Here is a 20,635-nt window from a genome sequence, read left to right on the forward strand (position 1 = left end):
AAAGATGTGTGCATGACGTCCGTGCGCACGCCTGACCCGAACCCCGGCTGGCTCTCCGAGTTCGCACTCGCCGAGACCCGCTCGCGGGTGCCGATCCTGTACGTCGAGGCAGTCCCGGCCCGGGTGGACACCCTCGGCCAGATCGAGCACATCGGGGTGCTGCTGCGCACCTCGGCCGCGACCGGCGAGATCACCCGGACCCTGGTGTCGGGCCGCGTCCTGCACGGCGAGTCGGTCCGCGAGGCACTGCAGCGCAACATCGAGAAGGACCTCGGCCCGTCCGCGTTCCCCCGGTTGCCCTCCACCCTGGTGCCGGCCACGGTCGCCGAGTACCTGCCGTTTCCCGGCGTCACCCCGCTGCACGACCCGCGTCAGCACGCGGTCGCTCTGGTGTACGTCGTACCGGTCACGGGCGAATGCAACCCGCGGCAGGACGCGCTCGAGCTGACCTGGCTGACACCGGCCGAGGCCCTCCAGCCGAGCCTGCTGGCCGACCTCGAAGGTGGCCGCGGGCAACTCCTCAAGCAGGCCCTCGCCTGGTCCGGCGCCAACGTCTGACCCGGCTCACCAGGCCAGCCGGCCCTCCTCGGCGTACACCTCGCCGGTCGGACCGTCTGGCCCGAGGGTTGCCAGCCGGACCGCGACGGCGGCACCTTCTTCCGGTGTGCGCGCCGCGTCCCAGCCACCCATGTCGGTGGCGCAGTTCCCGGGGTCGGCCGCGTTCACGAGGATGCCTGTGCCGCGCAGCTCGTTGGCCAGCATCACCGTGACCATGTTCACCGCGGCCTTCGACGAGTTGTAGCCGAGCGTCAGTACGGTCGACATCCGCGACTCCGGATCGCCGACCTGCGCGAACGACGCCAGCGACGTCGACAGGTTGACGACGCGTGCACGCTCGGCCCGGGACAGCAGCGGCAGCATCGCCTGTGTCACCGAGACCAGACCGAGCACGTTGGTCTCGAACGCCTCACGTAGTACGCCGATCCGCACCTGCGACACCGCGTCGTCGCCGGCCGGGATGATCGCCGCGTTGTTCACCAGCACGTCCAGGCGCCCGTACGCGGTTTCGATCCATTCAGCCGCGGAGCGCACCGACTTCTCGTCCGTCACCTCCAGCTGGACCCCGATCGCGTCGAGGCCCTCGGCAACCAGTTCCTTGACGGCGAGCTCCCCGCGGGCCAGGTCCCGCGAGCCCACCAGCACGGTGAACCCGGCCTGCCCGAGCTGTCGTGCGATCTCCTTGCCGATGCCTTTGTTGGCGGTCCGCGCCCGTCGCGCCCGGTGCTGACCGGCCTGGCCCGCGCACTGCGGTTGTCCGACGACGAACGTGATCACCTGTTCCGGCTGGCCGGTGAGCAACCCGGTCCGCCGCCGGGTCCACCGGCCGACGTGCGGACCGGCGTACTGCGGATGCTGGGGCGACTCGACGTGCCAGGGCTGGTGCTGGACGCGAAGTACGACGTACTCGCATGGAACCCACTCGCGGCGGCGTTGATCACCGACTTCTCCGCGTTGCCGCCGCGGGACCGGAACCTACTGAGGCTGCGGTTCCTGACCGACCGGCAGGCAGAGCTGTTCGGCGAGGACGCGACCCGGGAGTTCGCCCGGGAGGCAGCGGCCGACCTGCGGGCGGCGACCAGCACCTACCCGGACGACCCGGCGATCGGCCGCCTGGTGACTGATCTGCTCGCTGGGAGCGCGGAGTTCGCGGACATCTGGGCGCGGCACGAAGTCGGGCGGCAGCAGACCCTGTGCCAGACGATCTTCCATCCGGAGGTCGGCCGGATCGACGTGATCTGCGAGGTCTTGGTCATCCCGGAACGCGACCAGCGGGTCGTGCTGTACACGGCCGAGCCCGGCTCCCCCTCCGACCAGGCGCTGCGGCTCCTCGACGTGATCGGCACACAGGAGCTGACAACCGGAACCTGATGCAGCTCGACTACGTCCGGGTGTACCGCCTTAGGGAGGTACACCCGGACGTCTCGGTTACTGGCCGCTGAAGGTGAAGCTCGAGCCGGGCTCCTTGAAGACGTCGCCGTCGCGGGACTTCGTGATGGTGACGTTGCTGAGGTTGGCGCTGCCGCGAGCGCCGCCCATCGCGAGGATGCCGGAGCCGTTGTTCGACTTGTCGATCCGGAGGTTGGTCAGGGCAACGTTCGGCATCTCCCCGCCGCCGGTCTTGAACTGGATCCCGTCGTACGTCGAGTCGTAGATCTCGGTGTCACGAATCGTCACCCCGGGGATCGGCAGGTTCGACGGGAACAGCGTGATCGCACCGAACTCCTGGTCCTCGTTCCAGAACGCCCCGCCACAGCGGTAGAGCGCGTTGTTGGCGATCAGCGTCGTCCCCGAGAACGGCAACGGGTCGTGGTCGGTCGCCAGCATGATGCCGGGGTAGTTCATCGTGTCGTAGATCAGGTTGTTCTCGATCTTGTTGCCGTAGCCGCCGTAGATCGCGATGCCGTTGGCCCGCCACGGCAGCTGGACGGTGTTGTTCGTGAACGAGTTGTCGTGGCCGATGTCGACGGACTGATCCTTCACGTACTTGTTCGCCCAGACCGCCAGCGCATCGTCACCGGTGGTCCGGAACGACGAGTTGAACACCTTGGAGTTGCGGGTGCCGTTGGAGAAGTTGATCCCGTCGGCGTAGGTGTCCCGGATCCGCATGCCGCTGAACTCGAGCCCGTCGCCAGGTCCCCACAGTTCGGGGATGTTGTCGTAGTCGCGGCCGACCCAGACCCCGACGTTCGAGTGCTCGATCCAGACGTTGCTGATCTTCGTCCCGGTCCCGAACCGGCCGTTCAGCGCGACGCCACCCTCGGCACTCCCGTCACCACCACGGATCCGGCCGGACCCGAAGATCGCGAGGTCCGAGAGCTGCACGTTCTTGTCGATGTCGAAGCCGAAGTTGCCCTCGTGCGGGTGGTTGATGCCCCCGGCGTTCTGCGGCTCGATGGTCGAGTAGAGCTGCGAGTACCACATGCCCGCGCCGCGGATCGTGGTGTTGCTGATCCCGACCTGGTTGTACTGACCCCGGTTCAGCGGGTCGTCGGTGAGGATCTTCTTCTCCTGCCGCCACTGGCCGGCCGGGATCCAGACGCAGCTGATCACGCCGTTCTGGTCGTCGGTGACGGCCCGCTGGATCGCGTCGGCGTCGTCGATCCCGTCGTTCGGCACCGCGCCGTACTGGGTGATCGACGTACAGCCGGCCGGTTGGGAGAGCTGCGGGGCCACCTGCTCCAGGTCGACCATGTCGATGATGTAGAACGACGCGGTGTCGCCGGAGTCGCGCTGCACCTTGAACTTCGTGCCGGCCGGGTACGACGTACCGAGCAGCGCGTGTGATTCGTCGAAGAGCCGGCGGGCGTCGCCGCCCGGGGTGTTCGTGAGTGCCTCGGGTCCGTCGCTGTTGCCGTAGAGCCAGCTGTTGTGCGACGACAGCGTGAGCTTCTGCTTGAACGCGCCGTCGACGTACAGGCTGATCGTTGCCTCGAGCCCCTGCCCGTTGGCCGAGTCGGGAATCGAGTTGCGGACAACGATCGAGTTGGTCGGCACGGTCGAGGTGAACTCGACGAACTGGCCGGTCGAGTTCAGCCGGACCGATTGGCGGCCGGACGATTCGGTGGCGAAGTTCGTGTGACCGAAGGTGCGCAGCGCGTCGGACGTCAGCAGCGTACCAGTGTAGTCGGCGGCCTCCGCCTCGTACGACGTGTACGGTACGACGGCACCGCGGCCGACCACGATCGCCTTGGTGAGGGTGTTGTTGTTCTCGTTGGTCTCAGCCACCGTGCTGGTGGCGTCGGCGGTCGCGACCAGGTTCGCGCCACCGTTGGTGGCGGTCCAGGTGCCGGAGATCGCGACGTTCGCGGTGGCTCCGGCGGCGATCGATCCGGTGCTGCCGTTCAGGGTGGTCCCGCCGACGGTCACCCGGGTCGTGCTGGCCGCGGCGGCCGTCGTACCGCGGTTGTTGACGGCAACGGTGAACGAGACCTGCGTCCCCGGAGCCGGGTTGGCCGGGTTGGAGGTGATGCCGGTGACCTGGAGGTCGGGGCCGGCGGCTTGGGCGACCTGCAGCTGGTTGGGTGCCTGGAGCGTGTTGTTGGACTCGTTCTGCTCGGCCACCGTGTTTCCGGCGTCGGCGACCGCGGCGACCGTGTAGTTGCCTTGGGCACGGGTTCCGGCATTGGCGGTGACAGTGGTCGAGGCACCGGCGGCGAGAGCGCCGACGCTCGCGGTGCCCGCGACCGAACCGCCGAGCAGGAAGTTCAGGCTGCTCGCGGGAGCGGCTGCGGAGCCGTTGTTCCTGACCGTCGCTTGCAGGGTGATCGGCGTGGTCTCGGTCGGGTTGGCGGGGGTCCAGTCGACGGCGGTGACCACGAGGTCCGGGTTCGGCGCCGCCGTACCGAAGACCTGGAACTCGGCGACCTGGCCGCCGGGTGCGCCGGTGTTGGTGAAGAACTGGAGCCGGACGTCGGCGTACCGGCCGGTGACCGGGATCGTGATCGAATTCCCGCCGCTGTTCGGGTTGAACTGGTAGTCGGTCCGCGGCTTGATCGAGGTGAAGCCGGTCGCCGACTGCTCACGGCCGAGGACCTCGATGCTCTGGGTCCGCGGGCCCCAGACCGGGTCGGGGTTGAGCTTGACCACGAGCGAACTCAGGTCGGCGTTCGCGCCGAGCTTGACGGTCAGCGTGGACGGGAAGCCGTTGGACTCCCAGTAGGTGCCGACGTTGCCGTCGTTCGCGTTCGTGGCGATGAAGTTGAAGGCCGAGCTCGACGCATCGATCGGCTTGCCGGTGGCGAGATCGGTACCGGTCGGAGGTTCGACGGGCCCGCCACCAGGTCCGGCCAGATCGAACTCCGAGAGTTGGGCGGCCGGCCAGGCGGTGTTCGCGGTGAAGGTCAGCCGGACGTAGCGGGTCGAGGTGTTCGTGAAGTCGATGGTGACCGTGTTGGTCCCGCTGAAGGAGTACGCCGTACTGCCGACGATCGTGCTGTACGACGAACCGTTCGTACTGCCCTGGACCGTGAGGGTCTGACTCCGCGGACCCCAGGAGGCCGGGAGCTTGAGCGTCACCTGGTTGACGTCGGTGGCGGCGCCGAGGTCGGCCTGGATCCACTGCGGGAAGGCGTTGTTGGTGCTCTCCCAGTAGGTGTTCTGGTTGCCGTCGCCGGCGTTGCCGCTCGGGTAGTCGCCGAGCGAACTGCCGGCCGACAGGGTCTTGGAGAGGTTGGCGGTGACGGCCGCGGTCGCGTGTCCTGGCAGCAGCAGCCCGGCTCCTACCAGGACGAGCGCGAGCAGCAGTCTCCGGACATTCGTGGGATGCATCGAGGGGTCCTCCGTCGGGGCGGTGGGAGAGACGTGACCCGTGCTACAGAAATTGCATGAGTTTGCTGATTTCTTGCAGCACCGGTAGTCGAATGTTGCAGCAGCCCTCGCCCTACGTCAACAGTTCGCCACCCACAGAAACACCCGCCCCACCCCGCTGCGCGGGGTGGGGCGGGTGAGCAAGTGAGGACGCGCCGGCGCTACGGCCCGGCGCAGCCGGGCGCGTTCGGCTCAGGCACGGCCGTGCGCCTCTCCCGTAATCCCGCCCGGCGCAGCCGGGCGGCGCCGGTCAGGCGCGGCGTTGGGTGGCCCAGTCGCGGACCAGCTCGATCCGCTCCTTCAGCTGAGTGGAGGAGGCGTGGGCGGCGGCCGGGCCGCCGAGTTTGCGGCGGAGGTCGTTGTGGATGACGCCGTGCGGCTGACCTGTGCGGTGGTGCCAGGCGGCGACCAGACCGTTCAGCTCCCGGCGCAGCAACGAGACCTGCTCGTGCGTGGCCAGCTCCGTCGGCGTGGGATCCGCACGCTCGTCGCCCGACGACCGCTTGGTCCGCTTCTGGGCGGCGATCGACTTCGCCTGCCGCTCACGCAGCAACTCCCGCACCTGATCGGGCTCCAGCAACCCGGGCAGGCCGAGGAAGTCGAGCTCCTCGTCCGACGCCTGATCGCCACCGGTCCCGTAGTCGCCGCCGTCGAACACGACCCGGTCGAAGCTCGCATCCGATCCGAGCGCCTCGAACTTCGCGTCCAGCTCGTCGCTGGCGCCCTCGGCCTGGTTCGCCTTCGCGAGCAGGTCGTCCTCGAGCGCGAAGATGTCACCGTCTTCGTTGCTGTTCTTCCGCCCGAGCACGTGGTCCCGCTCGACCTCCATCTCGGCGGCGAAGCTCAGCAACCGCGTCACCGACGGCACGAACACCGACGCCGTCTCACCGCGCTTCCGGGCCCGGACGAACCGCCCGACCGCCTGCGCGAAGAACAGTGGCGTCGAGGTCGGCGTGGCGTACACCCCGACGGCGAGCCGCGGCACGTCGACGCCCTCGCTGACCATCCGGACCGCGACCATCCACCGCGAGTCCCCCTCGGAGAACTTCGCGATCTTCTTGCTCGCCGCCTTCTCGTCGGACAGCACGACCGTGGGCGCTTCTCCGGTGAGCTCGCGCAGGGTCTTCGCGTACGCCCGGGCGGTGTTCTGATCACCGGAGATGACCAAGGCGCCGGCGTCCGGCATGTGCCGCCGGACCTCGGTCAGCCGCTTGTCCGCGGCCGCCAGCACCGCCGGCATCCACTCGCCGGCCGGGTCGAGCGCCGTACGCAGGGCCTGCGCGGTGAGGTCCTTGGTCAACGGCTCACCCAGCCGCGCCGCGACCTCGTCACCGGCCTTGGTCCGCCACCGCATCTCACCGGAGTACGACATGAAGATCACCGGGCGTACGACGTGATCCTGCAGCGCGTGACCGTACCCGTAGGTGTAGTCGGCCTTGCTCCGCGCGATGCCGTCCGCTCCGTGCTCGTACGTGACGAACGGGATCGGGTTGTCGTCGCTGCGGAACGGCGTACCGGTCAGGCAGAGGCGGCGGGTCGCGGGCTCGAACGCCTCGCGGACACCGTCACCCCAGCTGAGCGCGTCGCCGCCGTGGTGCACCTCGTCCAGGATCACCAGCGTCTTGAACCGCTCGGTCCGGACCCGGAAGGCCAGCGGGTTGACCGCGATCCCGGCGTACGTCACCGCGACGCCCTGGAAGTCCTTGTTGGTCTTGCCGCGCCGGCCGGCGAACGCGGGGTCGATCGCGATCCCGGCCTTGTCGGCCGCGTCGGCCCACTGGACCTTCAGGTGCTCGGTCGGCGTCACCACCGTCACCCGCTCGATCAACCGCCGGTGCAGCAGTTCGGCGGCCACGGTGAGCGCGAAGGTCGTCTTACCTGCGCCCGGTGTCGCCACGGCCAGGAAGTCCCGCGGCTGCTTCTCGAGATATTGCTTGAGCGCCTCCGCCTGCCAGGCCCGCAACTTGCTGGCGGTCCCCCAGGCGGCGCGATCCGGATACGCCGGCGGAAGCACGGCTGGTCCAGCTGGCACGCTCGAATCCACGGACGGCATACTCCCCCGCTAGTCGACTGTCGGCCGTGCAGGAACGTTACCCGAGATCCTCACAAGATCAGATTCGCCGGCACCACCGTCACGTCATACGGACTCGTCAACCGCGCTTCCTGCTCACCCGTGACCTTCGCGACCTGCGCATATGCGCCATCGTGCATCTCCCACACGATCAGGCTCGGCGTGTCGGGATCCACCACCCAATACGCCTGGCACCCCGCAGCCTCATACCGCGACCACTTGAGCATCAGGTCGAACCGTCGCGTGCTCGGGGACAGCACCTCCACGGCCAGCAGCGGCGGGCCCGGCAGATCGTGCTCGGTGAAGTCGTCGCGGCGCGCAACGAGCAGGTCCGGCTGCACAATCGTGTCCTGCGCCAGGACGACGTCGAACGGCGCGAACAGCACCTGCAGATCCGGTGGGCAAGCATCGAACAGGGTCCGATAGATCCCCGCTGAGACGGTCTGATGCCGCCACGACGGCGCGGGCGTCACCAGCAACACCCCGTCGATGAGCTCGTAGCGGTGCCCGTCATCGGGCATCCGGTCGAGGTCGTCCCTGGTCAGCGGTGCGGACGGCCGCCAGGGCACGGACGGTGGGGTGGGAATCGGTTCCACGAGGGTCATATTGCCTCCTTCGGTTGCTCACACCTAGAACATGCCGTGATCTGCCCCGGGTTGCCCCGGGGATCTGGTGGCTGTGGAAAAGTGCTGAACCGGCTGGTGGGGCGTCCTACACTCTGGGGTATGAGTACTCAGCTGACCCCTGGCGCCGAGACGGTTGTCGACGAGCGGACGCAGCCGTCGCTGGAAGAGCCTGGCGATCACGAGCGGTTCTCGCACTACGTGCCGAAGGACAAGCTGACCGAGGCGATGGTGATGGGCACGCCGGTGGTCGCGCTCTGCGGCAAGGTGTGGGTGCCGAGCAGGGATCCGCAGCGGTTCCCGGTCTGCCCGGAGTGCAAGGAGATCTGGGACTCGCTCAACCCGGGTGACGACGAGGGCGGCGAGTAGGCCGCGTCGGGTCGGGGCCGTGCCAGGGGCGCGGCCTCAGTTCTGGGTGGGATCGTCCGGGTACGTCGCCAGGTAGGCCATCTGGTCGTTCTGGCGGCGCAGCACCCGGCGCCACAACGTGTCCGGGTGCAGGCTGAACACGTCGTCGGGTTGCGACTCGACGACGTACCAGGCACCCTCGGTGATCTCGCCCTCGAGTTGCCCGCTGGACCACCCGGCGTACCCGGCGAAGATGCGCATCCGCTGGATCGCGCCCTCCAGCAACGCCGGCGGCACGTCCAGGTCGATCAGCCCGATCCGCCCGAAACACTCCCGCCAGCCCGGCGGGTCGGCGGACTCGATCACCTCAGCGACGGCGAGCGCGCTGTCGGTGCCGACCGGGCCGCCCATGAACAGCACGCCGGGCTCGTTCACCGTCGTGGACCAGTCCGGGAGCACCCGGTCCACGGCCAGGTCGGCCGCGCGATTCACGACCACCCCGAGCGCACCGTCGTCGTCGTGATCCAGCAGCAGGATCACCGACCGACGGAAGGGCGGCTCGTCGAGCAACGGGGTCGCCACAAGCAGCGAACCGGTCAGGGTCGAGGCCGTCATGCATCCATCATGTCGTGCCCCGCAACCGAGTACTACGGAGCACCCGGAACGCGAGCCAAGTCCCCAGTGCGACCCCGGTCAGATCGGCGACCGCGTCGAACGGATCGCCGTCGCGCTGGGGCAGCAGATAGTGCTGCACGATCTCGCTGACGATCGCGTTCGCGACCAGTGCCGCCAGCAACCAGCGCGCCGGCACCCCGACCTTCAGCCCGAGGAACGCGACGGCCGCGAACAGGAAGAAGTGCGCGATCTTGTCGATCTGCGGGATCCCGACGTGCGGACCCGCCTCCCGCGGCGCGTAGACGCCGTACAACTGCAGGGCGACGGCGGCGACGAACGCGATCCGCCAGGCCCACACCGTCACCCGCGACCCGGTCGTCGGCCCCGTCAGTGTAGAAGTCACCCAACCACCGTACTCACAGCGAGGGAGAGTCGTCCGGGAAGACCTCCGCCGCGGGGGCCTTGCCGCCGGCCGCGTCGCGGACGGCATGCGCGACCATCGTGTGCACCTCGGGGTGGAACACACTGGGCACGATGTAGTCCGCGTTCAGCTCGTCGTCGGTGACGACACCGGCCAGCGCCTTCGCGGCGGCCAGTTCCATCTGGATCGACACCTTCGACGACTGGGCGTCGAGCAGACCGCGGAAGACGCCCGGGAAGACCAGCACGTTGTTGATCTGGTTCGGGAAGTCGCTGCGCCCGGTCGCCACCACGGCCGCGTGCTCGTGCGCCGCGGCCGGGTCGACCTCCGGGTCCGGGTTGGCCAGCGCGAAGACGATCGCGTCCTTGTTCATGGTGGCGATGTCGGCGCCGTTCAGGATGTTCGGCGCGGAGACGCCGATGAACACGTCCGCCCCGCTCAGCGCACCCTTCAGGTCACCGCTGTACTTCGCCGCGTTGGTGTTCTCCGCGATCCAGCGCAGCTCCGGCGACAGCCCGTCGCGTTCGGTGTGGATGACTCCGGCGATGTCGGCGACGATCGCGTCCCGCACGCCGGCCTCGATCAGCAGCTTCAGGATCGCGGTACCGGCCGCACCCGCGCCGGACAGCACCACGCGGATCTCACCGATGTGCTTGCCGACCACCCGCAGCGCGTTGAAGAGCGCCGCCAGCACCACGACCGCCGTACCGTGCTGGTCGTCGTGGAAGACCGGGATGTCCAGCTCCTCGCGCAACCGGGCCTCGATCTCGAAGCAGCGCGGGGCGGAGATGTCCTCCAGGTTGATCCCGGCGAACCCGGGCGCGATCGCCTTGACCACCTGGATGATCGCCTCCGGGTCCTGGGTGTCCAGGCACAGCGGCCACGCGTCGATCCCGGCGAACCGCTTGAACAGCGCCGCCTTGCCCTCCATCACCGGCAGCGCGGCCTTCGGGCCGATGTTGCCCAGCCCCAGTACGGCGGAACCGTCGGTGACCACCGCGACACTGTTGCGCTTGATGGTCAGCCGCCGCGCGTCGTCGGGGTTGGCCGCGATCGCCAGGCAGACCCGCGCGACACCCGGCGTGTAGATCATCGACAGGTCGTCACGGTTGCGGATCGGGTGCTTGGCCTCCATCGAGATCTTGCCGCCGAGGTGCATCAGGAAGGTCCGGTCCGAGACCCGGCCGATCTCGACGCCCGGTACGGCGCGCATCGCCTCGACCAGCCGGCCGGCGTGCTCGGTGTCGGCGGCGGCACAGGTCACGTCGATCCGCAGCCGCTCGTGACCGGACGCGGTCACGTCGAGCGCGGTGACCAGACCGCCGGCCTGCTCGACCGCGGTCGTCAGCTTGCTCACCGTCGAGCCACCCGCGGGCACCTCGAGGCGAACGGTGATGGAGTACGAAACACTCGGCAAGGCAGTCACGCGGGTGATCCTCTCATGTCACTGGTAAGGCCCGGGGGTTCCGTACGTAAAGTGCATGACAGACCGCTCGGTAATCCATTGCCCGGATCGTTACTGTTCCGTCAGCGAAGGGGTGAGAGGTGCCGACTATCAGAGCTGTGGCGACGCCGGTGATGTCCAACGGCCACGCCCGGAACCGGCGCCGCCAGGAGGCCGCGGTGGTCGCGCTGAACGGGTCGCCGGCGTCATCCTCTCCCTCAGCGGTACGGCGACCTCCGTGGCCGAACTGGCCGACCGGGGTACGGCGTACGTCGCTGTGGACCGCCCGTTGCCTGGGCAGGACAGTGATGTCGTACCGGTCGACACCCGCCTCGCCGCCCGCCAGGCGACCGCACATTTAGTTGCCCAAGGCTACGAACGGATCAGCTGCGGCCCGGCCTGGGGCGGATTTCTGCCCGATTCGGGCGCAAGATCCTCCCCAAACCTGCCCGGTCGCCTCAGCCGGTCCGGCTTGCGCGGCCAAACGTGCCAGGTGGTCAGCCAGTCGATCTGGAGAGACAGGTGGTCAGCCAGTCGATCTGGAGAGAAAGGTGTGCGGACCTCCGCCACTCACCAACCCCGGCTCGCAGACACCGGCGCCGCACCCGCGAGCGTGAACTCGCGTGAGCGGCGCCAGTTGGTGAGTGGCTCACGTCCATCAGTCGTTCGCGGGGCTAGGTGAGTGGCGCAGGGCCGCCGTCCAGCCAGGCTCTGACGGACTCGTTGTGCTCGCCCAGCCTCGGCGGGGCCAGGTTGGTCTCGCGGGCGCCCGCGTACGGCTGGTCGTCGAAGCGCAGCGGCGGGCCGGGGAGCTGGATGCGGCCAAGGGTCCGGTGGTCGACGTCGATCAGGAGGCCTTGGGACAGGGTTTGGTCCCACTCGTAGACCTGCTGGAAGTCGCGGACCTTGCCGGCCGGAATCCCCTTGTCCGCAAGGCGTTTCAGCCACACGTCCGCAGGTTCGGCGGCGAACGCGGTCTCGATCGCGGCGGTCAGGTCGTCGCGATGCGCGACCCGCTGCGCGTTGGCCGCGAAGCGCGCGTCCTCCGGATCGAGCCCGACGATCGGCGCGAACGTCCGCCACTGTCCCTCGCTGCCGACGGCGACCTGGATGCTGTCGTCCGCGGTCCGGTACATCCCGTACGGCGCGATCTGCGCATGGTGGTTGCCGACCCGCTCGGGGAGTTCGTGGGCGACCGTCCACTTCGTGCCGTGGAACGCGTGAACTCCGACCACTGACGCGAGCAGGCTCGTCCGTACCACGCGGCCCCTGCCGGTGATCGATCGCTCATGCAACGCGGCCAGCGCGCCGTAAGCGCCGTACATGCCGGCCAGCAGGTCCGCGATCGGAGCGCCGACCTTGGTCGGTTCGACCGCGCCGGTGATGCTCATCAGACCGCCTTCACCCTGCGCGATCTGGTCGTACCCGGCCCGTCCGCCGTCCGGCCCGTCGTGCCCGAACCCGGTGATCGAGAGGATCACCAGACCCGGGTTGAGCTCGTGCAGCCGGTCGGTGGAGAACCCGAGCCGGTCGAGGACGCCGGGCCGGAAGTTCTCGATCAGTACGTCGGCCTTCCGGACCAGCTTGGTCAGGAACTCCTTGCCGTCGTCGGACTTCAAGTCCGCGGTGACCGACTCCTTGTTCCGGTTCGCGGAGAGGAAGTACGTCGACTCGCCCTCGACGAACGGCGGTCCCCAGCCGCGGCTGTCGTCACCGCGGTCGGGGACCTCCACCTTGATCACGCGCGCACCGAGGTCGCCGAGCATCATCGCCGCATGCGGCCCAGCCAGCGCGCGGGTCAGATCGACGACGACAACATCGGAGAGAAGGTTCTGCACCCACCCGAGCCTAGGCGGTGATCTTGCGTGCCAGTGACGCCAGACGGTGGGTTACGTCACGTGGGCGTTCCTGCATGAGCATGTGGCCGGCGCCGGGGTACATCCACAGGCGGGCGGTGGGCAGCTCAGCCGCCATCCGGTTGGCGTGGCGGGGCGGGAGCAGCCGGTCGCGCGTGCCGTGCATGATCTCGACCGGAAGCTGGTCGAGGACCTTCAGCGCATGGGCGCAGTCGTGCTGCAGGATCGCCTCGAAGAACCCGCCGTACGACGGCCCCGGGACCACCGCGAGGTCGGACAAGAACAGGTCTACCTCGGCAGGGTCGGGCTTCCGCCCGAACACCATCCGCCGGAGCGCCGGCTTCTGCAGTCGGGTAGCCAGCGGACTTGTCGTCGTACGTCGTTCGATCCGCGTGCTCACCCGGTTCATCGCGCGGGGCGCGAGTACGGCGGTTGCGGGATCGAGGCGCTTGGGAAGGCCGAAGGCACCCGAACCACATTGGCCGCAGGAGGTGCTGACCAGCGCGGCCGCCTGGATCCGGGGCCCGAAGAGGTCGGGGCGCTCGGCGGCGAGCGCCATCAGCGTCATCCCGCCCATCGAGTGCCCGGCGTACACGACCGGACCGTCCCCGACCACGCTATCAAGCATTGTCACCAGGTCATCGGCAAGCTGCTCGATCCGCATCGACCCGGCAGGCGCCGCATCGGATCGCCCGTGACCGCGATGGTCGTAGCTGACGACGCGTACGCCGTCCGCCCCGAGGATCCGCGGCAGCTCCTCCACCTGGTTGTGCCAGGCCCGGGTCGAGCACGTCCACCCGTGCACGAGCAGCACCGTCACCGGCGCGTCGGCAGGCCCAGTGGTCTCGACGTTCAGCCGCACCCCGTCGGACGTTGTCACGCCGGACCGCTCCAACTGGATCGTCACGCAATCTCCCGTTCCCGCTCACCGGCGGCCAGGTGGGCCGCTCGCATCCGCCCACCGCGGGCGCCGCGCCCGACCAGCCAGGCGATCCCGGCGATCTCGAGCAGCCCGACCACGCCGAGCAGGGCGTAGCCGCCGTTCCACATCCATCCTGGCACGTCGGTCCGTTCCTCGCGCCGCAACACCTGCTGCTCGTTGATGAACTCGACCGTCTGACCGTTCGACACCTGGATGGCGGGCTTCTCGATCGCCGCGTCCTCCGGTGCGTACACCCACGTCGCCACCAGGTCCCGCTGCCCCTGGTGCAGCCGGATCATCGACTTCCACTTCCCATACATCGGCAGCGCGTCCGCCGACCGGTAGGTGCCATCGGCAACCTTCACCATCGGGTGCAGGATCATCCCGCCGCCCTGCCAGGCCATCGCCTCGAACCACCGCGCACCCTCGGCAGCGTCCTGCGGCTCCAGCGTGATCGTCACGTACGCCGCCGGCTCGGCCCCCGTCGCCACTCGCTCCAACGACACGGTTCCCGACACCCCCGGATCGGCCGACCGCGGCACACAGAAGAACAGCACCGCGAGTACGGCGATCAGCCCGGCCGCGCCGAATTCGTGCGTACGACGGACCGCGACCGGCCGGGTGTGCCGGATCCCGACCGCCCGTTCCTCTCCGGCGACTTCGGCGTACCGGGTCGCGAGCCAGGCCCCGGCCAGACCGGCGCCGGCTCCGACGACCACGCCGTACCCGAGGGCCGACGGGAGCATCGACGACGGCCAGGCGATCGGCATCCAGACGCGGCTCCACGCGTACTCCGCGACCACGCCGACCGTGCCGATCAGTACGCCGGCCACCAGGCCGAGCCGGAAGCGGTTCTTGTTGCCGAGGGCAAACGCCACGAGCTCGACCAGGGCCGCCTCGACGATCAGCAGCGGGAAGTGCCCGAGGATCTCGCCGAGCGGCTGATCGACGGCCCAGGCGATGCCACCGCGGATCACCAGGTACACCGCCAGCGCGGCGAACGTCGTCCCCGGACCGCGTCGCGCCCGCAGGATGGTGAAGGCCATCGCGGCGCCGAACACGATCAGGAGCGGCTGCAGGATCAACGGGAACTGCGGTACGCCGTAGTTGAACTCGGTGCTGAACAGGTCCCACGCGATCAGCAACGCACCGACCGAGACGATCTCCTGGAACCGGCGGCGCGTGTTGATGCCGATCAGTTGCTCGACCTCGGCCAGCGCCAGCAGGCGGGCGAAGATCGAGAACACCACGCCGCCGATCATCAGCAGGTGGGTCGGTCCCCACAACGTGACGTCCTCGCCGAAGAGCCGGTGCCACACGTCATCCAGCGGGAAGCCGACCAGCGCGAACGTCCCGCACACCGTGACGAGCGCGGCACTGCACGGGATCCGCCAGCCCTTGGTGAGTTTGATCGTGCGGGCGGGCAGCGGCTTGCCGGCCAGGGCGATCGGCAGCACGCCGGAGACGATCACGCCGAGGATGCCGAAGAAGATCGGATAGTGCGCCGGCGTACCGAACGGGCCGGTGTCACGGCCGCGGTCGATGTGCACGGCGATGTCCCACCACACCCCGAACGCGCAGGCGAGCAGCGAGACGGCGTGCAGGTAGGGCGTCAGCGCGGCCCATCGGGGGACTCCGTCCAGTCTCCCGATGGTGTCCGCAAGCCGTCCTACCAGCGTGACGCGTCCGGTCCGTTCTCGCCACAGGAGCACGGCGAGTGCGACGTACATCAGCGAGACGAGCCCGGTGACGATCGCGATCTGGTCGAACGTCGCCGTACCGGTGGTCGCGAGCGGGATCGCCATCGACGGTCTCCTTCGGGACAATGATCATGCGTCATAGCTGATGTTACATCAACTATGTAACGTTAAGTCTGGAAGACTGTCAAGGGTGGAACAGATGCCGGAGGAGCTCACCGTCGATCAGCTCGCCGCCAAGGTGGGCATGACGGTGCGGAACGTACGCGCGTACGCCGGGCGCGGCCTGATCCCGCCGCCCCGCCTGGTCGGCCGGACGGGGTACTACGGCGCCGACCACGTGGGCCGGCTCACCCTGGTCCGCGAGCTGCTCGGCAAGGGCTACACGCTGGCCGCGGTCGAGCGGATGATGAGCGAACTGCCCGACGGCGCGCTGGCGCTGGGCGTCTTCGAGACCCTGGTGAACCCGTGGACCCCGGCGGAGCCCGAGGTCCTCGACGAGGACCAGCTGGCCGGGCGGGCCGGCGTACCGCATGATCCCGCGGTGATCACGCGGTTGGTCGAGCTCGGCATCGCCGAGCGGCAGGAGGACGGCCGGCTCCGGATCCAGAACCCGGACCTGCTCCGCACCGGGCTCGAGGTGATCAGGCTCGGCGTCCCGATGCAGGCGATCTTCGAGATGCTGCCCAAACTCTTCGCCCAGGCCGACGCAGTCGCCAAGATCTACGTCGAGCTGTTCCGCAGCACGGTGTGGCGCGACTTCACCAACGCCGGCATGCCCGCCGACGGCTGGCCCGAGATCCAGCGCACCCTCGAGGGAATCATTCCGCTGGCCGGGCAGGCCCTGGTCGCCGCCTTCCGCGAGTCCATGGCCCGCGAGATCGAGGTCGCCGCGTACGAAGAGCTCGGCCTGGACCCGAAGACCCTCCCCTCGACCGGCTGAGTCCACGCCGCCGAAAACTGTCCATGGTCGCCGGTAGCGTCTCCATCAGAAGTCGGAGACGGACCAGTTCCACGGCCGTCGCCGTTCTGACAGCCACCCATCCCCGTACGCTCCGACCCCGAACTCCGATCATGAAACTCAGACTGCACATTCACCACATCCGATCCGGCGGCTGGTGCGCCGACATCGACGACGACAACGATCGCCAGCCTGACGACCCCTACTGGTGCGTCGACCAGTGGCCGACCCTCCAGGACGCCCTGACCGTCGGCTGCGCGCAACTGGCCAAGCTGTCCGCCACCACCCAGCTCACCCGCATCAGCGGCTACTGCGAACCCGCCCTCGCAGCCTGATCCTCGCGCCCGCGTGCCGTCCCGGCGTCGGCTCGGTCGAACGGGATGCTCCGGAAACTCATCGTGAACCAACCTAAGGCCCCGGACGTCTCCCCTAGTGATCCCTAGGAGCAGCGTCAGGGCCAGGTAGGTGGAGAGATCGGTAATTCACCCAACTGTGCAGGGGCGTCTGGGCTGGGACTGTGGAGTTACCAAAAGAACTCGAGGGCGGACCAGTAGCACCGCCCGCAGCAGGCAGGAGCAAGAAGATGCGCCAGATCCAGGTCCGCCGCCGGCCGGTTCGCTCGACCACGCGCCGCGCGACGCGGATCCTCACCCTGGATCTTCGTACGCCGTCCGGCCGCCCACTCCCCTTCTGAACCCGTCCACCCAGTCCCCTGCTAGGCCCACGACCATGAACCTCAGACTGCATGTCCACCACGTCCGCACCGGCGGCTGGTGTGCCGACATCGACGACGACTTCGATCGTCAGCCCGACGACCCGTACTGGTGTGTCGACCAATGGCCGACGCTGCAGGATGCCTTGGCGGCCGGATGCGACCAGCTGGCCAGGCTTGCAGCCGCCACACACCTGACCCGGGTCAGCGGGTACGCCGACGCCGCACTCGCGGCCTGATCCCTCGAGTCGGGCCCGGCGAACCGCAGGGGGTTCGCCGGGCCTTCTTTTCTGTCGGGTGCCGCCGGGAGGTCGCCGAGATCGGCGTCCCAGTCGTCGGTCTCGTCGTCGGCCTCGCAGTCGGGCAGGTTCGCCTCGTTGCGGCGGGCGATGCGGAGGAAGGCGATGATCAGCAGGATCGGGCCGAGCACCATCGCGGTCTCGGGGATTCCGCCCAGGTGCAAGGCGATCATGACCGCATCAGCCAGGCGATCATGACGCCGTCACCAGCGCGATCCCGCCGGCCGTGAACGCGACCATCGCCGCCAGCATCGGGTACTGCGCCCGCCGCAACTGGCGGCGCCGGAACAGTTCGGCAGCACGATCATGCGCGGACACGACCCCGAGGACGTGTCCGAGCACGATCGCACCGATCTGGACTTCCGCGATCAACCCGGTCCCGAGGAACGCGTAGTCGATCCGCGTCCCGCTGGTCCCGAGCAGGTCCCACCCACGCCCGAACGGATCCGTCGCGAGCAGCACACCTTCCTGCCCCTGGAACATCGCGAACGAGAAGTAGTGCGCCACCGCGTACCCGATCGCGATCGGAACCAGCGAATGGACGAACGCGCCCGGCAGCCCGGCCGCCCCGACCGCTTGCCGGACCCGCGTGGACCCCGTCGTGCGCGCCGCGAGTACGAACACTGCGCTCACCACCACCACGGCGGCGGTGAGCCCTAGCGTGTAGACGAGGATGTGCTGCGCCTTGCTCAACTCCCCGGTGTGCTGAGACCACACCGACCACCGCGAGATCCCGTCGAAAGCCGTTGACCCGAGCAACAAGCACAGCAACCCGACGATTCCCGGCTGCTGCGGCATCGTGGCCAGTCCGGCCAGCGGGTTCCGCAGTTCCAGCCGTCCGTCAGCGCCGCGTCCGAACGGACTCAGTCGCGCGAGCACCTCGGCGTACACCTCGAAGCTGTCGCCGATCCCGAACCAGGCCGGTCCATAAACGATGCCCGCAGCAACGTTCACCAGGGCGTAGAGCGACACGAAGATCGCGACGACGAGCGGTTCGGACCCATCCGGGTACGCGAGCTCGAGCCAGAGGAAGCCGGCCAGCCCTGCCACCGCCGGCCAGTACGCGATCCCCGCCGGCAACGTCCGGTACGACGACCTCCGGGCGAGTCCCGCGATCGTGCGCAACGGGTTGGCCAGTCGCCAGATCGGGCCGCAGCTGAGCGAGAGCGGGATGATGCCGACCCAGATCCACACGTACAGCCAGGTCGGCGCCGGGTTCAGCGCCGGCTCGGGGTTGCCGAACCAGGCGGCGCCCAGCAGCAGTGCAAGCGCCACCACACCAGCAAGCTTGAGCACCCCGCGCGTCGTCCGATTGTCGACAATCCGGGTCAGCCTCGCGAGCCCCGCACCCGCGGTGACCTCGAAGCGCGGCTTCGACCAGAACGCGGCGAGCGCGAAGAAGGAGACGACGACCGCCGCGCCGGCGGAGTAGATCGCCAGCCACAGCGGCACCGGCAGATCTCCCCGGCCACCGATCCCGTGCAGCGGCAGCAACAGCTCCAGCACGGCGCCTCCGATCGGTCAGTTATCTGACCGACCGAATGTAACACGCTCGATGTCACATAGCGAGAGTGCGATACTCCGCGGCCTCGAAGTGCTTGGTGCGCTGCCGGAACGTGAACGTGAAGGACGGCCAGAGCGTGGTGTTGCGCCCCTGGGCGTCGAGGTACCAACTGGTGCAACCGCCACGGGTCCAGACCGTGTTGCGCATCGACGACCGGACACCGTCCACGAACGCGCGCTGCACCTCCGGCCGCACCTCGACCTGCCGCAGCCCTTCCGCGTCCATCGTCTTCAGCGCATCCACGATGTAGGCGATCTGGGACTCGATCATGAACACCATCGAACTGTGTCCGAGGCCGGTGTTCGGACCGATCAGCATGAAGTGGTTCGGGAAGCCGGAGATCGCCGTACCGAGGTAGGCCTCCATACCGCCGGACCACGCCTCGCGCAGGGAGATGCCGTCGCGGCCGTGGACCATGTCCATCACGGGCAGGTCGGTGACCCGGAAGCCGGTGCCGTAGATGATCGTGTCGACCTCGTGTTTCACGCCGTCCGTGGTGACGATGCCGGTCGGCGCAACCTCGGCGATCCCATCGGTGACGACCTCGACGTTCGGCTGGGCGATCGCCGGGTAATAGTCGTCGGAGATCAGGACGCGCTTGCAGCCGAGGGTGAAGTCGGGCGTCAGTTTGGCCCGGAGCAGCGGGTCGCGAACCTGGTGCGCGAGGTGCTTCTCGGCGACCTTCTGCGCCTGCTTCATGATCGCCGGCAGCTTGGTGAATCCGAGCACCATCGACTCGCGGCCCCAGTAGATCCCGGCCCGGAACGCCTTCTGTACCAGCGGAAAACGGCGGAACACCGCTTTCTCCACGTCGGTGATCTTGCGGTCCGGCCGCGGCATCACCCACGGCGGCGTCCGCTGGAACAGGTGCAGTTCCTCGACCTCGGGCTGGATCGCCGGCACGAACTGGATCGCCGACGCGCCGGTCCCGATCACCGCGACCTTGCGGCCGCTCAGGTCCAGGTCGTGATCCCACTGCGCCGAGTGGAACACCTCTCCCTCGAACGACTCGATCCCAGGCAACTTCGGGTACGACGGTTCCGCGAGCGGGCCCATCCCGGACAAGAGGATGTCGGCGGTGAACTCGCCCTCGCTCGTACAGATCCGCCAGCGATCATCCTCCCAGCGCGCTGACTCGACTGCGTGACCGAAGCGGATGTGCGGGCGGATACCGAAGCGGTCGGTGACGTTGCGCAGGTAGTCCTCGATCTCGGGCTGCGGCGAGAACGTCGACGACCACTCCGGGTTGGGCGCGAAGGAGAACGAGTACAGGTGCGACGGCACGTCACACCGGCAACCCGGATACGTGTTGTCCCGCCAGGTGCCGCCCACGTCGTCCGCACGCTCCAGTACGGCGAAGTCGTCGTACCCGGCCTGCTTGAGCCGGACCGCCATCCCGATCCCGGCGAACCCGGTCCCGACCACGACGACGCGGTGATGCCTGGTCTCCATCAGCCCTCCAGCCCAGTCCGACAACTTACTCCCAGTAAGTTACTCGGAGTCAGTTAGGCTGTCCAGGTGACGTCGACCACGGAGAACGCCGCCTCGCCGGAGAGCGCCGTACCACCGGACAGCGCCGCACCACCGGACAGCGCCGCACCGCCGGTCAGCGCGGCGCCGCCGGACAGCGCCGCACCACCGGACAGCGCCGCACCACCGGACAGCGCCGCACCACCGGACAGCGCCGCACCACCGGACAGCGCCGCACCACCGGACAGCGCCGCACCACCGGACA

20 protein-coding genes are annotated in these 20,635 nt (G+C 68.7%); 6 read left to right on the forward strand and 14 right to left on the reverse strand.

Annotated elements, in window-relative coordinates; translation table 11 throughout:
- The first annotated feature begins 12 nt into the window (after positions 1-12).
- Entirely contained in the window at positions 13-558 is a 546-nt protein-coding gene (locus ACZ3HV_RS19590; protein WP_465686202.1) for an NUDIX hydrolase family protein, read from the forward strand.
- Positions 559-564: 6 nt separating this feature from the next.
- On the opposite strand, the gene ACZ3HV_RS19595 is transcribed toward ACZ3HV_RS19590, so the two are convergent.
- Positions 565-1,335, reverse strand: coding sequence for an SDR family oxidoreductase (locus ACZ3HV_RS19595; RefSeq protein WP_465686204.1), 771 nt, complete (start codon positions 1,333-1,335; stop codon positions 565-567).
- Here ACZ3HV_RS19595 and ACZ3HV_RS19600 point away from each other — a divergent pair.
- On the forward strand, positions 1,312-1,929 hold the full coding sequence (locus ACZ3HV_RS19600; RefSeq protein ID WP_465686206.1) for an MmyB family transcriptional regulator: 618 nt from the start codon (positions 1,312-1,314) through the stop codon (positions 1,927-1,929). The genes ACZ3HV_RS19595 and ACZ3HV_RS19600 overlap by 24 nt on opposite strands.
- 57 nt (positions 1,930-1,986) lie before the next feature.
- Here the strand turns inward: ACZ3HV_RS19600 and ACZ3HV_RS19605 are convergent, their stop codons facing one another.
- From ACZ3HV_RS19605 to ACZ3HV_RS19615, 3 genes are all read right to left on the reverse strand, one after another.
- Positions 1,987-5,328, reverse strand: coding sequence for a CARDB domain-containing protein (locus tag ACZ3HV_RS19605; RefSeq protein WP_465686208.1), 3,342 nt, complete (start codon positions 5,326-5,328; stop codon positions 1,987-1,989).
- A gap of 289 nt (positions 5,329-5,617) precedes the next feature.
- Positions 5,618-7,420, reverse strand: coding sequence for a DEAD/DEAH box helicase (locus ACZ3HV_RS19610; protein WP_465686210.1), 1,803 nt, complete (start codon positions 7,418-7,420; stop codon positions 5,618-5,620).
- 50 nt (positions 7,421-7,470) lie between these two features.
- Positions 7,471-8,043, reverse strand: a complete 573-nt coding sequence (locus tag ACZ3HV_RS19615; RefSeq protein ID WP_465686212.1) for a Uma2 family endonuclease — start codon at positions 8,041-8,043, stop codon at positions 7,471-7,473.
- Between the two features lie 120 nt (positions 8,044-8,163).
- Here ACZ3HV_RS19615 and ACZ3HV_RS19620 point away from each other — a divergent pair, with 120 nt between their 5' ends.
- The gene (locus ACZ3HV_RS19620) at positions 8,164-8,430 is read left to right on the forward strand and encodes a DUF3039 domain-containing protein (RefSeq protein ID WP_465686214.1); all 267 of its coding nucleotides are present in this window, start codon (positions 8,164-8,166) and stop codon (positions 8,428-8,430) included.
- Between the two features lie 36 nt (positions 8,431-8,466).
- Here the strand turns inward: ACZ3HV_RS19620 and ACZ3HV_RS19625 are convergent, their stop codons facing one another.
- From ACZ3HV_RS19625 to ACZ3HV_RS19635, 3 genes are read right to left on the reverse strand one after another with little or no spacing between them, the layout of a single operon-like run.
- Entirely contained in the window at positions 8,467-9,024 is a 558-nt protein-coding gene (locus ACZ3HV_RS19625; RefSeq protein WP_465686216.1) for a YqgE/AlgH family protein, read from the reverse strand.
- Positions 9,025-9,031: 7 nt separating this feature from the next.
- On the reverse strand, positions 9,032-9,427 hold the full coding sequence (locus tag ACZ3HV_RS19630; RefSeq protein WP_465686218.1) for a VanZ family protein: 396 nt from the start codon (positions 9,425-9,427) through the stop codon (positions 9,032-9,034).
- Between the two features lie 13 nt (positions 9,428-9,440).
- Positions 9,441-10,871, reverse strand: coding sequence for an NAD-dependent malic enzyme (locus ACZ3HV_RS19635; RefSeq protein ID WP_465686219.1), 1,431 nt, complete (start codon positions 10,869-10,871; stop codon positions 9,441-9,443).
- Between the two features lie 119 nt (positions 10,872-10,990).
- Here ACZ3HV_RS19635 and ACZ3HV_RS19640 point away from each other — a divergent pair, with 119 nt between their 5' ends.
- Positions 10,991-11,251, forward strand: a complete 261-nt coding sequence (locus ACZ3HV_RS19640) for a hypothetical protein (RefSeq protein ID WP_465686221.1) — start codon at positions 10,991-10,993, stop codon at positions 11,249-11,251.
- A gap of 312 nt (positions 11,252-11,563) precedes the next feature.
- On the opposite strand, the gene ACZ3HV_RS19645 is transcribed toward ACZ3HV_RS19640, so the two are convergent.
- From ACZ3HV_RS19645 to ACZ3HV_RS19655, 3 genes are read right to left on the reverse strand one after another with little or no spacing between them, the layout of a single operon-like run.
- A complete protein-coding gene (locus ACZ3HV_RS19645; RefSeq protein WP_465686223.1) occupies positions 11,564-12,727 on the reverse strand; it encodes a CaiB/BaiF CoA transferase family protein in 1,164 nt (387 codons plus the stop codon).
- 10 nt (positions 12,728-12,737) lie between these two features.
- Positions 12,738-13,652 carry an alpha/beta fold hydrolase gene (locus tag ACZ3HV_RS19650; protein ID WP_465686225.1) on the reverse strand — a complete coding sequence of 305 codons (915 nt, stop codon included), beginning with the start codon at positions 13,650-13,652 and terminating at the stop codon, positions 12,738-12,740.
- Entirely contained in the window at positions 13,649-15,472 is a 1,824-nt protein-coding gene (locus ACZ3HV_RS19655; RefSeq protein ID WP_465686227.1) for a hypothetical protein, read from the reverse strand. The genes ACZ3HV_RS19650 and ACZ3HV_RS19655 overlap by 4 nt, the downstream gene beginning before the upstream one ends.
- 94 nt (positions 15,473-15,566) lie before the next feature.
- On the opposite strand from ACZ3HV_RS19655, the gene ACZ3HV_RS19660 reads away from it, so the two are divergent.
- Together ACZ3HV_RS19660 and ACZ3HV_RS19665 are read left to right on the forward strand one after the other, a co-directional pair.
- A complete protein-coding gene (locus ACZ3HV_RS19660; protein WP_465686229.1) occupies positions 15,567-16,307 on the forward strand; it encodes a MerR family transcriptional regulator in 741 nt (246 codons plus the stop codon).
- 131 nt (positions 16,308-16,438) lie between these two features.
- The gene (locus ACZ3HV_RS19665) at positions 16,439-16,660 is read left to right on the forward strand and encodes a hypothetical protein (protein WP_465686231.1); all 222 of its coding nucleotides are present in this window, start codon (positions 16,439-16,441) and stop codon (positions 16,658-16,660) included.
- A 468-nt stretch (positions 16,661-17,128) separates the two neighbouring features.
- Here the strand turns inward: ACZ3HV_RS19665 and ACZ3HV_RS19670 are convergent, their stop codons facing one another.
- The 4 genes from ACZ3HV_RS19670 to ACZ3HV_RS19685 form a co-directional block, all read right to left on the reverse strand.
- A complete protein-coding gene (locus ACZ3HV_RS19670; RefSeq protein ID WP_465686233.1) occupies positions 17,129-17,509 on the reverse strand; it encodes a hypothetical protein in 381 nt (126 codons plus the stop codon).
- 19 nt (positions 17,510-17,528) lie between these two features.
- Entirely contained in the window at positions 17,529-18,842 is a 1,314-nt protein-coding gene (locus ACZ3HV_RS19675; protein ID WP_465686235.1) for a hypothetical protein, read from the reverse strand.
- Between the two features lie 52 nt (positions 18,843-18,894).
- On the reverse strand, positions 18,895-20,352 hold the full coding sequence (locus ACZ3HV_RS19680; protein WP_465686237.1) for a flavin-containing monooxygenase: 1,458 nt from the start codon (positions 20,350-20,352) through the stop codon (positions 18,895-18,897).
- 53 nt (positions 20,353-20,405) lie between these two features.
- A partial coding sequence (locus tag ACZ3HV_RS19685) for a hypothetical protein (RefSeq protein WP_465686239.1) occupies positions 20,406-20,635 on the reverse strand: 230 nt, incomplete at its 5' end.

The organism is Kribbella sp. NPDC020701 (genome assembly GCF_055562215.1).

Excerpts from the sequence above, each read along its gene's own strand:
- ACZ3HV_RS19620 (WP_465686214.1), top strand. The coding sequence starts at position 8,164 with ATGAGTACTCAGCTGACCCCTGGCGCCGAGACGGTTGTCGACGAGCGG.
- ACZ3HV_RS19610 (WP_465686210.1), bottom strand. The coding sequence starts at position 7,420 with ATGCCGTCCGTGGATTCGAGCGTGCCAGCTGGACCAGCCGTGCTTCCG.
- ACZ3HV_RS19625 (WP_465686216.1), bottom strand. The coding sequence starts at position 9,024 with ATGACGGCCTCGACCCTGACCGGTTCGCTGCTTGTGGCGACCCCGTTG.
- ACZ3HV_RS19670 (WP_465686233.1), bottom strand. The coding sequence starts at position 17,509 with ATGATCGCCTTGCACCTGGGCGGAATCCCCGAGACCGCGATGGTGCTC.
- ACZ3HV_RS19680 (WP_465686237.1), bottom strand. The coding sequence starts at position 20,352 with ATGGAGACCAGGCATCACCGCGTCGTCGTGGTCGGGACCGGGTTCGCC.
- ACZ3HV_RS19660 (WP_465686229.1), top strand. The coding sequence starts at position 15,567 with ATGCCGGAGGAGCTCACCGTCGATCAGCTCGCCGCCAAGGTGGGCATG.
- ACZ3HV_RS19655 (WP_465686227.1), bottom strand. The coding sequence starts at position 15,472 with ATGGCGATCCCGCTCGCGACCACCGGTACGGCGACGTTCGACCAGATC.
- ACZ3HV_RS19590 (WP_465686202.1), top strand. The coding sequence starts at position 13 with ATGACGTCCGTGCGCACGCCTGACCCGAACCCCGGCTGGCTCTCCGAG.
- ACZ3HV_RS19605 (WP_465686208.1), bottom strand. The coding sequence starts at position 5,328 with ATGCATCCCACGAATGTCCGGAGACTGCTGCTCGCGCTCGTCCTGGTA.
- ACZ3HV_RS19615 (WP_465686212.1), bottom strand. The coding sequence starts at position 8,043 with ATGACCCTCGTGGAACCGATTCCCACCCCACCGTCCGTGCCCTGGCGG.
- ACZ3HV_RS19665 (WP_465686231.1), top strand. The coding sequence starts at position 16,439 with ATGAAACTCAGACTGCACATTCACCACATCCGATCCGGCGGCTGGTGC.